The organism is Photorhabdus namnaonensis (assembly GCF_001684335.1).
GTDB lineage: Bacteria > Pseudomonadota > Gammaproteobacteria > Enterobacterales > Enterobacteriaceae > Photorhabdus > Photorhabdus namnaonensis.
On the sequence record NZ_LOIC01000094.1, the window covers coordinates 55,991 to 70,774 of the forward strand.

Annotated in this window: 8 protein-coding genes; all 8 read left to right on the forward strand. The window is 42.0% G+C overall.

The window, feature by feature from the left end:
* Window positions 1–468 precede the first annotated feature (468 nt).
* The 8 genes from Phpb_RS21250 to recD are packed head-to-tail and all read left to right on the forward strand — an operon-like array spanning window position 469 to window position 14,192.
* Window positions 469–984, forward strand: coding sequence for a prepilin peptidase-dependent protein (locus tag Phpb_RS21250; protein ID WP_065392111.1), 516 nt, complete (start codon window positions 469–471; stop codon window positions 982–984).
* A gap of 42 nt (window positions 985–1,026) precedes the next feature.
* Complete coding sequence (locus Phpb_RS21255) at window positions 1,027–1,614, forward strand: prepilin peptidase-dependent protein (RefSeq protein ID WP_065392112.1); 588 nt, start codon at window positions 1,027–1,029, stop codon at window positions 1,612–1,614.
* Window positions 1,615–1,619: 5 nt separating this feature from the next.
* Window positions 1,620–2,081 (forward strand): YgdB family protein, encoded by a 462-nt coding sequence (locus Phpb_RS21260; RefSeq protein ID WP_065392113.1) that lies wholly within the window; start codon window positions 1,620–1,622, stop codon window positions 2,079–2,081.
* Window positions 2,078–2,449: a prepilin-type N-terminal cleavage/methylation domain-containing protein gene (locus Phpb_RS21265; protein ID WP_065392114.1), complete on the forward strand. Its 372-nt coding sequence runs from the start codon at window positions 2,078–2,080 to the stop codon at window positions 2,447–2,449. The genes Phpb_RS21260 and Phpb_RS21265 overlap by 4 nt, the downstream gene beginning before the upstream one ends.
* Window positions 2,442–5,846 carry an exodeoxyribonuclease V subunit gamma gene (gene recC, locus Phpb_RS21270; protein WP_065392115.1) on the forward strand — a complete coding sequence of 1,135 codons (3,405 nt, stop codon included), beginning with the start codon at window positions 2,442–2,444 and terminating at the stop codon, window positions 5,844–5,846. Before Phpb_RS21265 ends, recC begins: the two co-directional genes overlap by 8 nt.
* A complete protein-coding gene (gene ptrA, locus Phpb_RS21275; RefSeq protein WP_065392116.1) occupies window positions 5,846–8,734 on the forward strand; it encodes a pitrilysin in 2,889 nt (962 codons plus the stop codon). The genes recC and ptrA overlap by 1 nt, the downstream gene beginning before the upstream one ends.
* Entirely contained in the window at window positions 8,734–12,339 is a 3,606-nt protein-coding gene (gene recB, locus Phpb_RS21280; RefSeq protein ID WP_082302656.1) for an exodeoxyribonuclease V subunit beta, read from the forward strand. Before ptrA ends, recB begins: the two co-directional genes overlap by 1 nt.
* On the forward strand, window positions 12,339–14,192 hold the full coding sequence (recD, locus tag Phpb_RS21285) for an exodeoxyribonuclease V subunit alpha (protein ID WP_065392118.1): 1,854 nt from the start codon (window positions 12,339–12,341) through the stop codon (window positions 14,190–14,192). The genes recB and recD overlap by 1 nt, the downstream gene beginning before the upstream one ends.
* Window positions 14,193–14,784 lie beyond the last annotated feature (592 nt).

Below are 14,784 nucleotides of genomic sequence, written 5' to 3' on the forward strand. Positions count from 1 at the left end.
AATCGGTTAGCTTGTCGTATTCTGCGTGGGATACGATGTGTTTAATGTAACAGTGCTCCATTAAAAATTCGATAAAGGCCAGTCACCGGACATTATTACCTCTAATATCGATACGCCATTATTGATAGTTATATTTAAAGCAAAATTCTCAATTAATTATTCATTGGTCTTATATTATTTATAGAATAAATCAATAGCAATAAAATTATTATATAAAGCACTTGATATTTTCTTTTTTATATTCATGAAGCTTCTTCCTCATAGCCATATAATCTTACAATGTATGACAATAATAAGAAACAAAAATAACTATTCTCGTTGATTTTTGCGAAGCTCTACGCAATTTAAATGTAACGATAATAGATTGTTATTTTTTTATTGATGCACTCTCGCATAAAATTCAATTATGTATTTATTCTGTTTTTAAAATGAATAAAATGTTTTTCGAAAGGATATAAGGAATTATCAATGGGAAATAACATTAATATAATTGGCCGTTATAATATTGATAATCAATTAGGTTTTTCTTTGTTGGAATTGATGATCGTTATTGTTTTGGTTTCAATATTCTCTTTATGGGGAGTACAGGAATGGGGATATCACCAGGAAAGAGCCAGATTGCAAGAGTCAGCACAGAAAATATTGACGTTTATAGCCAGGCAACAATCTTTGGCAAATTATCTGAACAAAAGGGTAATGCTGTGGTTGAAAACGGGAAAAGGCTGGTGCATAGCGCTCTCTAATTCGGGGTTGTCTGATTGTGATTTGGAAAATGTTGAGGGAATAAGTTCCCCACATCAAGATGTTATTATCAGTTCGGCAACGAAGGATCAGATAGAGTTTCATGGAATAAGAAATACGATGATACCCGCGAGTTTTACTTTGGCGAATTCCGCAGGCGAAATATCTATTATTTTTTCTTCTCGAGGCAGGATGAGATCATGTAGTAATAATAGGTTTAATCAAATTCCAGCTTGTGATTAATTATGTTTTTTTTATTAAAATAAGAGATGCTTTATTGGAATAATGAAATATAAAAATCAATCTGGAATGACATTATTAGAAGTTATTGTAGCAATGGCTATTGGTAGTATTATCTTACTGGCAATTGCTAAAAGTTACCCTATTTTAACTAAACAAATAATGGAGTTATATCAAAGATATCGTTTAGGTTATTTTGTTAAACAAACGTTGCATATTATAGAAAAAGATATTCGCCGTGCTGGATATTGTCAGCATTATTGTGACGGCAAGCCGATAGTAATCAGTAATAAAAGTGATGAGAGTGAGGATTCATGCCTGATTATTGCATATGATCTTAACACAAATAACCAATGGGAACCGCCAGAACACAGTGAATCGGAATTCTTTGGCTATCGCCTTAGCAATAAGTCAGTAGAGTGGAAAAGAGGTGCGAGTAACTGCCAAGAAAGTGGTTGGGAAAGGCTGTTTGATCCAAATGAAATAGTGGTAGATTCCTTTAAAGCTGAAAAATTACCGGCGAAAGATGGCTTAGTTTTTATCAAATTAACGCTTATTGCACATTGGTTTAAACATCCATCGATAAACTACCAATATCAGTCAGTAATACGTTTGCGCAATATCAGGGGATAAGTACCGTGGCTGAACATTCTCCGCATAGTTGTTTTCAATATCAGCAAGGTAATGTATTGCTAATTTCAGTGCTAATATTGTTGGCAGTGAGCCTGATGATGTTAAAGGCTTTGCATCATCATCTGGATAACGCTTTAATCATGATGGTCGATGAACGTAGATATCTAAAGGCTTTTCAGCAAGCAGAATCTTCATTGGCATGGGGAATCGCTCAGTCATGGACACTTGATAAAACAGAAGAGTGGTATTGCCAGCGACAGCAAGAATTTCATTTGACCAGTTGCTTAAAAAGGCAATCGAGTCATTTTTTTCTACTGAAAGGTATGGCTGATGTGGCATCTGGGCAATCTGTCGGGTTATATCAATGGGTGAAATTACTTTCGGCTGGTGGAAGAGATTCCCTTATTCCGGTAGAAAGTGGTTGGCTGGACTTTTGTCCTGAGGTAGATGTGGGGTTTTGTTCATGACGTCAGATCTTTTTTATGAGCATCAAACAGGCATGAGTTTGCCCGAAGTGATGATTGCTGTTATGGTCTTTTCTATCTCTTTGTTGGGATTAATGCGTTATCATCAGGCGTTATTATTTGGGTTTCAGCAACATTGGCAGCAAGCAAAGGCGGATAAATTATCTTATGAATATCTGGAACAATATGAATTAATCGCAGGTCAAAACCCTTTGTCAGAAATAACATTGCCATTGGGATGGCATGCTGAATTTCAGACAACATATCCGTTGTCTGGTTGCTATCAGCTTACAGTTATAGTGACAACATCTTATAATCAGCGAAGTAAGGCGAGCCGATGGATTTGTTCAAGTGGGAGTTCTGATGTTTAAGGTTTATCATTCTAATCAATTAGATCTTCTTAAAGAATTGATAGCAATATTGATCGGGGATAATCCGCTGACTGATCCATTTGCGCAGGAAGTCATTTTGGTGCAAAGCCCAGGTATGTCACAGTGGCTGCAAATCCAACTGGCTGAAAGAATAGGTATATCAGCCAATATTTCATTTCCGCTTCCAGCTACGTTTATTTGGGATATGTTTACCAAAGTATTGCCTGATATTCCTAAAGAAAGTGCTTTTAGTAAAGATGCTATGACATGGAAATTGATGGCGTTATTGCCTGAATTGTTGCCAGAAGCGGAGTTTGTCGCGCTCAGGCACTACCTTGATCAAGATTTTGATAAACGGAAGATTCATCAACTGGCTGGGCGGGTTGCTGATCTGTTTGACCAATATCTTGTTTATCGTCCGCAATGGTTGGAAAGTTGGCAGCAAGGTCAACTTATTGATGGTTTGAGCGATAATCAGTTGTGGCAGAAAAGATTATGGCTGGAACTGACGAAATATACTCACCAGTTACAACAACCCCAATGGCATCGTGCTAATTTGTATCAGCGTTTTATTTCGATATTGGAAAATAGTCTTAAACTGGAAAATAGTCCTGAGTTTTCAGCTTGTTTACCAAAACGAGTATTTATCTGTGGTATTTCTGCCTTACCACCGGTCTATTTACAAGCTTTGCAGGCATTGGCACGGCATATTGATATTCACCTGATGTTTACCAATCCATGTAAATATTATTGGGGAGATATTCAGAATTACGCTTTTCTGGCAAAACTGAGCAGTCGTAAACCACGTCATTATAAGAGCAAACAGGAGTTGGAATATTTTAAAGACCCTGGTAATGCTCAATCACTATTTAACGACGATGGTGAACAAGAAGTCAGTAATCCCTTGTTGGCATCGTGGGGACGATTGGGCCGTGATAATCTCTATTTATTATCGCAGCTTGAGCAGAGTTCGGATGTTCACGCTTTTGTTGAATTAGAACAGGATAATTTACTACATCAATTGCAAAGGGATATTCTCTATCTGGAAGATCATGCCCAAATTGGCTCAACAAAAGAGACATTTGAAAATAGCGTGCAAAAAAGAGTACTTAATCCGTTGGATCGTTCTTTGTCTTTCCATGTTTGCCATAGTCCTCAACGTGAAGTGGAAGTTTTACAGGACCAGTTATTGCGATTATTGGAAGATAATTTATCACTGACGCCAAGGGATATTATTGTAATGGTCGCGGATATTGACAGTTATACTCCCTATGTTCAGGCAGTATTTGGTAATGTCTCTGCTGAACGTTATATTCCATTTGCCATTTCTGATCGTAAGGTTCGTCAAGCACATTCGGTTTTACAGGTATTTATTACACTGCTTGATTTACCTCAAAGCCGTTTTACGACGGAACAGGTTTTAGCATTGTTAGAAGTGCCCGCGCTGGCGAATAAATTTGACATTCATGAAGATGGTTTGCGTTTATTAAGGCGTTGGGTTGAAGAGTCAGGCGTTCGTTGGGGGTTGGATGACGATAATGTAGAAGAACTCTCTTTGCCGGTAACAGGTCAGCATACATGGCGTTTTGGGCTCACTCGAATGTTATTGGGCTACGCAATGGATAGCCGGTCGGGCCCTTGGAAAGAGGTATTGCCTTATGATGAATCCAGTGGTTTAGCCGCAGAGCTTGCCGGTCAGTTAGCTGAGCTTTTGATGCAATTGAGTTATTGGCGCAAGATTCTGGGCGAGAGCCGAACATTAACGGGCTGGTTACCTATCTGTCAGGGGTTGCTGGAGGCATTTTTTGCATCAGATAGTGAAACTGAATTAGTACTGGCGATGATTGAGCAGCAATGGCAGAAAGTCATAGTCAACGGCTTAAATGCCCGTTATCAGGAAAATGTGCCATTGGTTCTATTACGAGATGAATTGGCGCTTCAGTTTGATAATGAAAAAATCAGTCAGCGTTTTCTCGCCGGGTCTGTCAATTTTTGCACTCTAATGCCGATGCGTTCTATTCCCTTTAAGGTTGTCTGTTTATTGGGAATGAATGATGGTATCTATCCCCGTTCAATTCCACCGCTTGGATTTGATCTCATGGCGGAAAAAAGTCAGAGAGGAGACAGAAAACGGCGGGATGATGACCGTTATCTATTCCTTGAAGCCTTGATATCTGCCGAACAGTTTCTCTATATCAGCTATATTGGTAAGTCCATTCGCGATGATACGGAATGTAATCCTTCGGTGTTGGTGAATGAATTACTGGATTATGTTTGCCAAAGTTTCTGTTTACCGGGAAATGAAGAACTGAATGTTGATCAAAGTGCTATTCATGTCAGAGAACATCTATTGTATCTTCATTCCCGCGTTCCATTCGCACCGGAAAATTTTATACCGGGCAGTTATCAGCAAAGCTATGCCGGGGAGTGGCTACCGGCGGCATCTGAGCAAGGTGCCGCATACGCTGAATTTTGCCAATCGATTGAAACAGAGCAAATTCAAGAAATTACACTTGATAATTTGAGCCGTTTTTATCGTCATCCCGTTCGTTTTTTTTTCCAACGTTGCTTAAAGGTAAATTTCGTTATTGAAGAAACGGAATTACCGGAGGAAGAGCCTTTCGTTTTAGATAACCTTCAACGTTATCAGTTTAATCAGCTATTGTTGAGTGCGTTAATTGAACAGCAATCGCCTGAACCACTTTTCAATCGGCTTCGCGCCGCTGGCGGGTTGCCTTTTGGTGCTTTTGGTGAGGTGTATTGGTTGAAGCAGCAAAAAGAGATGCAGCCTCTGGCGGATAAAATTCGTGAACAACAGATGGAAACTTTATCTGTTGATTTACATCATGATTTAGGCCAGGTGATACTGACAGGGCAAATCAATAAGGCGCAACCGGATGGTTTGCTGCGTTGGCGGCCAGCCAGCTTAACAGCCAATGACGGCATGCAATTGTGGATTGAGCATTTGGCTTACTGTCTTACCGGGGGAGAGGGGGAAAGCCGTGGTTATGGGCGTGATGGCAGCGAATGGCGTTTTGCTTCTGTGTCTTCAGAACAAGCGAAAGATTATCTGAATCAATTGATTGAAGGTTATCAACGAGGAATATCAGCGCCTTTGCCACTGTTTTGTAAAAGTGGTTGGGCGTGGCTTTCAACAGGTGTGAATAAAGAAACGGGTGAGATTGATGATAGAGATGAAATTCAATCAAAAGCTGAAAGCCAGCTATTGAAGGCATGGCTTGGAGATCAGGGGCGCACAGGCGAAGGGAATGATCCTTATATTCAGCGGGCTTTCAGGCAAATCGATGAATCATTTTTAGCAAAACTTAAACAGGAAGCGCTCAATTATTTGTTACCGATGGCGCTAAATCAGAAACATAGGGAGAATATCGGATAATGCATAAACATTTTGTTCGCATGATTACTGTGATGTTCCTGTTCTTTTGGGGAACAGTAAGTTATGCGCAAACATCACAGTGGCAGCGACTGCAAGAGACAATTTATAAAAGCGAAAATGATCATCGTCAGTATCAGGGAGTCAGATTGGCAAATAATATGACGGTCTTGCTGGTATCTGATGAGAAGGCAACCAAATCTCTGGCAGCGGTAGCAATTCCGGTTGGTAGTATGGAAAACCCTGACAGCCAGCTTGGGCTTGCACATTATCTGGAACATATGGTTCTGATGGGATCTGAACGTTACCCACAGTCAGGTGATTTATCTGAATTTTTGCAAAAGCATGGTGGTAGCTATAATGCCAGCACAGCTTCTTACCGCACGGCTTTTTACCTTGAAGTGGAAAATGAGGCGTTGGCTCAGGCTACAGATCGTCTGGCTGACGCACTGGCTGAGCCGTTACTTAATCCAGTGAATGCAGATCGGGAGCGAAACGCCGTGAATGCAGAGCTGACAATGGCGCGTTCTCGTGATGGGATGCGGGTGGCTCAAATACGAGCGGAAACCCTGAATCCTAAGCATCCTAATGCCCGTTTTTCCGGTGGTAATCTAGAAACATTGAAAGATAAACCGGGGAGTCAATTACAGACAGAACTGGTGAATTTCTACCAGCGTTATTATTCGGCTAATCTGATGAAAGGCGTCATTTACGGTAACCAGCCTATCGATAAACTGACTCAAATTGCTGTTGATACTTTTGGTCGGATACCTGACAGAGAAGCAAGCGTGCCGCCGATTACTGTTCCGGCGGTAACGGAAAAAGAGCAAGGGATTATCATCCATTATGTTCCTGCCCAACCGCAAAAGGCATTGCAATTGGAATTCAGTATTGACAACAACAGCGCTGATTTCCGCAGTAAAACTGATGAATATCTCGGTTATATGATTGGCAACCGCAGCCTGAATACATTGTCAGATTGGCTACAAACTCAAGGGCTAGCGGAAAGTATCAGTGCCGGTGCGGAACCTATGGTTGATCGCAACAAAGGTATCTTTTTTATTTATGTGACGTTGACAGATAAAGGGCTTGCGCAACGGGATCAGGTTATTGCGGCCATTTTTGCTTATATTAATTTGTTAAAACAAAAAGGCATCCAGAAAAGTTATTTTGATGAGATCGCGAAGGTTTTGAATCTGTCTTTCCGATATGGCTCCATTGTTCGTGATATGCATTATATCGAATGGTTATCGGATGCTATGTTGCGAGTTCCTGTTTCCAATGTACTTAACGCCGGTTATTTAGCTGATAATTATGATCCGGAAGCAATTGCCAACCGGCTTGCTGAGTTGACGCCTGAAAATGCGCGTATCTGGTATATCAGCCCAAAAGAGCCGCATAATAAACAGGCTTATTTTGTTCAGGCGCCTTATCAGGTTGATCGAATCACATCACAGCAACGAATGGAATGGCAACGGTTAGAGGCGCGGATGAACTTTTCTTTGCCTGCGCCGAATCCTTATGTTCCTGACGATTTGAAGCTGATAAAAGCGGATAAGAGTCAAAAACATCCAGAAATGATCCTTGAACAGCAAAATGTCCGCTTGCTCTATATGCCGAGCCAATATTTTGCTGATGAGCCTAAAGCCAGTATTACGCTTGATTTACGTAATGCGAACAGTTTGGATAGTGCCCGTGAGCAGGTCACTTCTTCTTTGCTTGATTATTTGGCGGATATTTCCCTTGACCAGCTTGGTTATCAGGCTTCTGTTGCTGGAATGAATATTTCTACTAATTCATCACAGGGACTACAACTGGAGGTAAGTGGTTACACTCAAAATTTGCCAGCGCTTTTAACCTCTTTAATCAGTAATTACATGGCGTTCACCCCAACGGATGATCAACTGGCACAAGCTAAGTCTTGGTATCGTGAGCAGATAGCGGTTTCTAATAACGCTAAAGCTTATGACATGGCTATGCAGCCGTTGAAGCGCCTTTCTGTGGTGCCTTACATTGAACAGTCCACTCGTTTAAAAGCGCTGGAGACTATCACGGTTCAGGATATTGTTACGTATCGCCATGAAATGATAAAAAATTCCGCTCTGCAAATGATGATCATGGGGAACTTGACCGAACAGCAGAGCAAAGTGATTGCTGAATCCGCCCATAACCAACTGGCAAATCAAGGAAATGACTGGTGGATTGGGGATAAGGTGGTGATTGATAAAAATTACCCGGTTAATTTCCAGCGTGTTGGCAGCAGTACAGATGGTGCTTTAGCCGAGGTTTATATTCCGACGGGTTATAACCGTATAGAAAGTTATGTTTATTCCAGTTTGTTGAGCAATATGCTCCAGCCGTGGTTCTATGAACAGTTGAGAGCAACAGAGCAACTGGGGTATGCGGTGTTTGCTTTCAATACCAGCGTAGGGGAACAGTGGGGATTAGGGTTCTTGCTACAAAGTAATAGTAAACAACCAAAATATTTGAATCAGCGTTATTGGGATTTCTATCAGAACGCCGGTAATAAATTGAAAGCAATGTCTCAAGCTGATTTTGAACAATACAAGAGCGCGCTGATTAATGAAAAGCAGCAGCCGCCACAAACTTTCTATGCCGAAGTTGCCCGTTTCTCTCGTGATTTCAGCCGCAATAACTTTAGTTTTGATAGCAGAGATAAAATGCTTGAGATTCTAAAGAAAACCACCCAGCAGCAATTGATTAATTTCTATCGGAATGCGGTAATCAAACATCGAGGGTTGTCATTGATTTCACAAGTAATTGGTAAGTCAGGAAGCTTGGATGGATATGCGGAATTGAAAGGTTGGAAAACCTATCAGAATGTAACTGAATTTCAGAAACGGTTACCTGTTGAGGTAAGGGATCAGTGATCACAGAGATATCTGTTCACAGGCTTAATGTATTAACTCTGCCGCTGAATGGTCAGCGGCTGATCGAAGCATCGGCCGGAACGGGTAAAACCTACACTATCGGTATCTTATATCTGCGTCTTCTGCTTGGGTTGGGGAAAGATGCCGCTTTTTCACGGCCTTTGAGCGTGGAAGAAATTCTGGTGGTCACTTTTACTGAGGCGGCGACAAATGAGTTACGTGGGCGTATCCGTGAAAATATTCATCAACTTCGCCTTGCTTGTATTCGAAACGAAGTAGAAGACGCAGAACCTGCCTATCAACAGCTATTGGATGAAATCCCGGATAAAGAACAGGCGGCTATCTGGTTACTGGCCGCAGAGAGGCAAATGGATGAAGCCGCGATTTATACTATTCATGGTTTTTGTCAGAGGATGTTGGCGCATAACGCTTTTGAATCTGGGATCTTGTTTGAACAGACATTGATTCAAGATCAACAGCCATTAGAACGGCAGGGGTGTGCCGATTTCTGGCGGCGCCACTGTTATCCATTGCCATTATCAATGGCACAGGTAATCAGCCAGGAGTGGAGTGGGCCAGAAGCCTTGTTGGCTGAATTACACCCTTATTTACAAGGGGATATGCCATATATCGTTAATGCGCCGGACCGTGATGAAACACTGTTAAGTCGCCATGAAAAAATTACCCAGTTGATAAGCGATATTAAATATCAATGGAATGAAGTTGCCGGAGAGTTGCACGATTTAATTGCGGGTTCTGGTGTCGATAAAAGAAGTTACAGTAGTAAGCACTTACCAAATTGGTTGAATAGTGTCACGGATTGGGCTCAGTCGCCTACAGAGGATTATCTGTTGCCAAAAGCGTTGGAGAAATTCCGGCAGTCGGTATTAGCAGAAAAGACAAAAAAAGGTGAGGTACCTGAACATTCACTTTTTGTTGCAATAGATGATTTATATAAGCAACCACTTACTTTACGTGATTTGATTATCTCCAGAGCTATTATTGAGATTCGCCAATCAATCCGTCAGGAAAAATTAACACGTGGTCAAATGGGGTTTGATGATTTACTTACCCGTCTTGATGATGCTCTGAAAGGTCCCGGCCACGATTTGCTTGCTGAAACTATTCGTCGGCGCTATCCGATTGCGTTGATCGACGAATTTCAGGATACCGACCCACAGCAATACCGGATTTTTCATACCATTTATGGCACTCAGCCTGAAAATGGATTGCTGTTTATTGGTGATCCCAAACAAGCTATTTATGCATTTCGCGGCGCAGATATTTTCACTTATATTCGCGCCCGTTCTCAGGTAAGTGCTCACTATACTCTGGAAACAAATTGGCGCTCTGCTTACTCAATGGTGCAGGCAGTAAACAAACTGTTTATGCGTTCAGAAAATCCATTTTTGTTTGAGCAGATCCCTTTTATTGAAGTTTCTGCGGCAGAAAAAAACCGAGAGCTCTCTTTTAGCTATGATGGTGAAGGAGTGACCGCACTGAATTTCTGGTTACAACCGGGAGAAGGCGTTTCTACCGGAGATTATGAGCAAACGATGTCACGGCTCTGTGCCGCGCAAATTCGAGATTGGTTGCAGGCAGGTAGTGAAGGGCGGGCTTTGTTACATAAAAGTGAAGGTTCTCGGCCTGTGACGGCGGCTGATATTACGATTTTGGTGCGTAGCAGAAAGGAAGCTACACTAATCCGTAATGCACTTAACCTGCTATCTATCCCTTCCGTGTTTCTTTCTAACCGAGAAAGTGTATTTGCTACCGCAGAAGCCAAGGATATTCTCTGGTTACTGCAAGCGGTGTTATCACCGGAGAAAGAGCGAGTTTTGAGAAGTGCGTTGGCGAGTGGTTTATTTGGTCTGACTGCTTGGCAGATAGACAAGTTGAATCATGATGAAAAGAGATGGGATCAGTTAGTTGATGAATTTGATGGCTACTTTCGTCTGTGGCAACGCCGTGGTGTGTTGCCTATGTTACGAGCGGTAATCGCCAACCATCATATTGCTGAGAATTTGCTTGCCAGTTATGGCGGTGAACGGCGTTTGATGGATGTGATGCATATTGGTGAGTTGTTGCAGGAGATATCTTTACAACTTGATAGTGAACATGCTGTCACCCGCTGGTTGGCTCAACAAATTTCTCATCCTGATCCACAATCTGAAAACCAGCAGATGCGGTTGGAAAGCGATCGTTATTTGGTACAAATTTGCACTATCCATAAATCTAAAGGTCTGGAATATCCGCTGGTATGGCTGCCATTTATCTGTAATTTCAGGGAGCAGAAGCGGGCGATATATCATGATCGTACAAGCTTTAATGCTTGCCTTGATATTTTTCCTGACGACGAGACGATTGAGCTGGCGGAACAAGAGCGATTGGCAGAGGATTTGCGTTTACTCTATGTCGCATTGACGCGCTCTGTTTACCATTGCAGTATCGGCGTGGCTCCGCTGATAAAAGGCAATAAGAAAAAGATCGGCGATTCGGATCTGCATCAGTGTGCTCTAGGCTACCTGTTGCAAAAGGGAGTGAAAGGGGACGCTGATTTTCTGGCGACATCGCTTAAAGAATTAAGCGGGGATGGCATCGTTGTATCATCAATTAATGAGACAGATGGTCATCCCTGGCAATTGCAAAGTAAAAATGATTTAGCCCTGTCAGCCAGGCAATTTAAACGCAGAATCCAGGATGAGTGGCGTATTACCAGTTATTCTGGTTTACGAAATTCGATGGTTCATCGTGGCAATGCTTCTGCTTATTTTGCTGGAGAAGAATCTATTGATGTGATTGTCCAGTCTATCGCGCCAAAGCTTGATGTTGATGCTAGTGGTGAAAAGCAGTTAGCAGAACAACCTGAAATGACGCCACATACATTCCCTCGGGGGGCCTCCGCGGGGACTTTTTTACACGCTATTTTGGAAGAAATGAGTTTCAGTCAATCACCCGATGAGAAATGGTTGGCAGAACAACTGCAATCAGCCGGATTTGATGAATGTTGGAGTGCGACATTACAGCAATGGATGACCGACATTTTTACCATTCCATTGAATGATGAAGGAATGCAGCTTGCAAAACTTCCGCTGCATCATCAACAGGATGAAATGCAGTTTTATCTGCCGGTTGAACAACTTTTGCGAGCGCAGGAATTGGATACGGTAATGCGTCATTATGACCCGATTTCCGCCCGTTGCCCCCAACTGGAATTTCATCAGGTGAAAGGAATGCTGAAAGGGTTTATTGATTTGGTTTTCTGTTGGCAAGGCAAATTCTATGTGCTGGATTACAAATCAAACTGGTTGGGGGAAGAGAGTCAATCTTATACCTGCCAGGCAATGGAAATAGCCATGATTGAGCATCGCTATGACCTGCAATATCAACTTTATACACTGGCATTACATCGTTACTTGCGTCACAGGCTGGCTAATTACGATTACCAACAACATTTCGGCGGTGTGATTTATCTGTTTCTCAGGGGGATAGATAAACAACAGCCGGGGAATGGTATTTTCAATTGTCGGCTATCGGCTGAATTTGTTGATGCTTTGGATCTGCTTTTCAGTGGTAATGAACAGTCTGAAAAAGAGAAAAATTAATGATTTCGTTATTACAACAGGCAGTAAACCTCAGACTTTTGCGTTCATTGGACTTACAGTTTGCTCATGCATTGATTGAGGATAAAGATCCTGTTTTGTTGTTGGTGATGGTGTTGTTGAGCGCTGAAACGGGTACCGGACATGTTTGCCTGCCGGTTAATCGGATAACGCCAGAATATTTTTTTGATGGAAGACATAGTGAATTTGCCGAACAGTTATGGCGAGCTGCGGGAAAACCTGATGAGCGGAGTTTGCTGATAGCATTGGAAAATTGTGCTGCGGTTAGTGATGGGTTTCAACCAACGCCTGTGGTGCTTTCCCATGACCGGCTTTATTTGCAGAGAATGTGGCAAAGTGAATGTCAGGTGGCGGCTTTCTTTTCCGGCAATCAACCAACCGATAATATTCAGGAACAGCAACTGAGAGCTGTTTTAGATGAATTATTCATATTGCCTGAGGAAACGGTGGATTGGCAAAAGGTGGCTGCGGCTGTCGCGGTGACTAGCAGAATTTCGGTTATTTCTGGCGGACCGGGAACCGGGAAAACAACGACAGTTGCTAAGTTATTGGCTGCCTTAATCAAACTTAATCCTGATAAAAAGCAGGTTATCCAACTGGCGGCTCCGACTGGAAAAGCAGCCGCCAGATTGACCGAATCTCTTAATAGCGCGGTCAGAAAATTGCCTCTGACGGAGAAACAGTTTGCATGTATGCCGGATCAGGCGCAGACGATTCATCGCTTGCTAGGAGCGCAGCCTGATAGCCAGCGATTACGCTATGACCGAGATAATCCACTGAGTTTGGATGTGCTGGTGGTAGATGAAGCTTCAATGGTGGATTTACCCATGATGGCTAGGTTGATTGATGCGTTGCCACCGAAAGCGAAAATTGTTCTGCTTGGTGACCGAGATCAATTGGCATCAGTGGAAGCTGGAGCGGTGTTGGGTGATATTTGCCGTTTTGCAGAACTGGGATACAGCATAACGAGGGCGCAACAGTTAAGCAGATTAACGGGATGTCGATTAGATGCTGGTGATCAGCAAAATATCCCAGAGGTTCGTGATCGTTTGTGTCTTCTACGTAAAAGTTATCGCTTTAATATGGATTCGGGGATTGGTCAATTGTCTGCGGCAGTTAACCAGGGAAAGAGTCGACAGGCTCTCTCTATTTTGCAGCAACCGTTGAAGGATATCTGTTTTTACCCATTGTCTGACGATGAAGATTATCAGCGGTTGCTGACAGAAACGGTATCCGGTTATCACCCTTACTTGCATCTGGTGGCAAAGCAGGCGCCAGTCAAAGAGATTTTAGATGAATTTAACCGCTATCGTTTGTTATGTGCGCTTAGAGAAGGGCCGTTTGGCGTCGGTGGGCTTAATGAGCGTATAGAACAGCTATTACATCGTCAGGGGCTTATTCGTCGCCCGGTCGGGACTTTCAGTCGTGGTTATGCCGGCAGGCCCATCATGATATCGCGTAATGACAGCACACTGGGTCTGTTTAATGGTGATATCGGTATTATGCTTAGAGACGAAAATCATGAACTGCGAGCTTATTTTCAGTTGCCTAATGGACAGATTAAAGGAATCCAGCCAAGTCGTTTACCACAACATGAAACTGCATATGTGATGACCGTACATAAATCACAGGGTTCAGAATTTGACCACACAGCTTTGGTATTGCCGACGCAGTTTGTGCCGGTTGTCAGCCGTGAATTGGTCTACACAGCGATAACCCGTGCCAGAGAAAATCTGACCCTTTATACACATGAAGCGGTATTGCGTCAGGCAATCCAGACGCCAACTCAAAGGCGAAGCGGGCTAGCAGAGCGGCTTAACTTACAGGAGTATTAGCGTTTGCTCTGTTAGACTAACGTATGCAAAAAAATTTATATGTTAATGATGTGGTCATATCTTTTATGGCGTTTTTTGTTCAATGTTTGAACGAATGATGAGCTAAAACTTTTGAACTGAACAAGAAAATTATCAATATCTTTGATGGATTTTCTGATTTGCCGAACTAACTTCGGTAGATACATCTTTTTGTTTCTGTAAAAAGTTATCGATTAGATGACTGATTAATTTTTGTGTAGTGATCTGGTGATTATACTGACCTATGCAAGAAAAATGTGTCTATAACCTGCCTGTATGCCAAATTTTGGCTAATTTCTAATTGAAATGTCTTTTCTTGGTTTTTTGGTTGATTAATTATTAGCCGTGATGTCCGATCGGTAATACCGATTAGTTTCATTGTGATGGCTAATAACTGATCGATGTCTTATTTTCACTGATTCAAGAGTCGTTGCAATTATTGAATCAGATTGTTGATGCTTATATTTTTCATTCGATACAAACAACAGCGTTATAAGTTTAGCAAATGTTAATATTATTTTGTGGTTAATGTCACGATTTGTTAATATTTTAAGTGAAATTTATTATTAATTGA

Excerpts from the sequence above, each read along its gene's own strand:
- ptrA (WP_065392116.1), top strand. The coding sequence starts at position 5,846 with ATGCATAAACATTTTGTTCGCATGATTACTGTGATGTTCCTGTTCTTT.
- recD (WP_065392118.1), top strand. The coding sequence starts at position 12,339 with ATGATTTCGTTATTACAACAGGCAGTAAACCTCAGACTTTTGCGTTCA.
- Phpb_RS21265 (WP_065392114.1), top strand. The coding sequence starts at position 2,078 with ATGACGTCAGATCTTTTTTATGAGCATCAAACAGGCATGAGTTTGCCC.
- Phpb_RS21250 (WP_065392111.1), top strand. The coding sequence starts at position 469 with ATGGGAAATAACATTAATATAATTGGCCGTTATAATATTGATAATCAA.
- recC (WP_065392115.1), top strand. The coding sequence starts at position 2,442 with ATGTTTAAGGTTTATCATTCTAATCAATTAGATCTTCTTAAAGAATTG.
- Phpb_RS21255 (WP_065392112.1), top strand. The coding sequence starts at position 1,027 with ATGAAATATAAAAATCAATCTGGAATGACATTATTAGAAGTTATTGTA.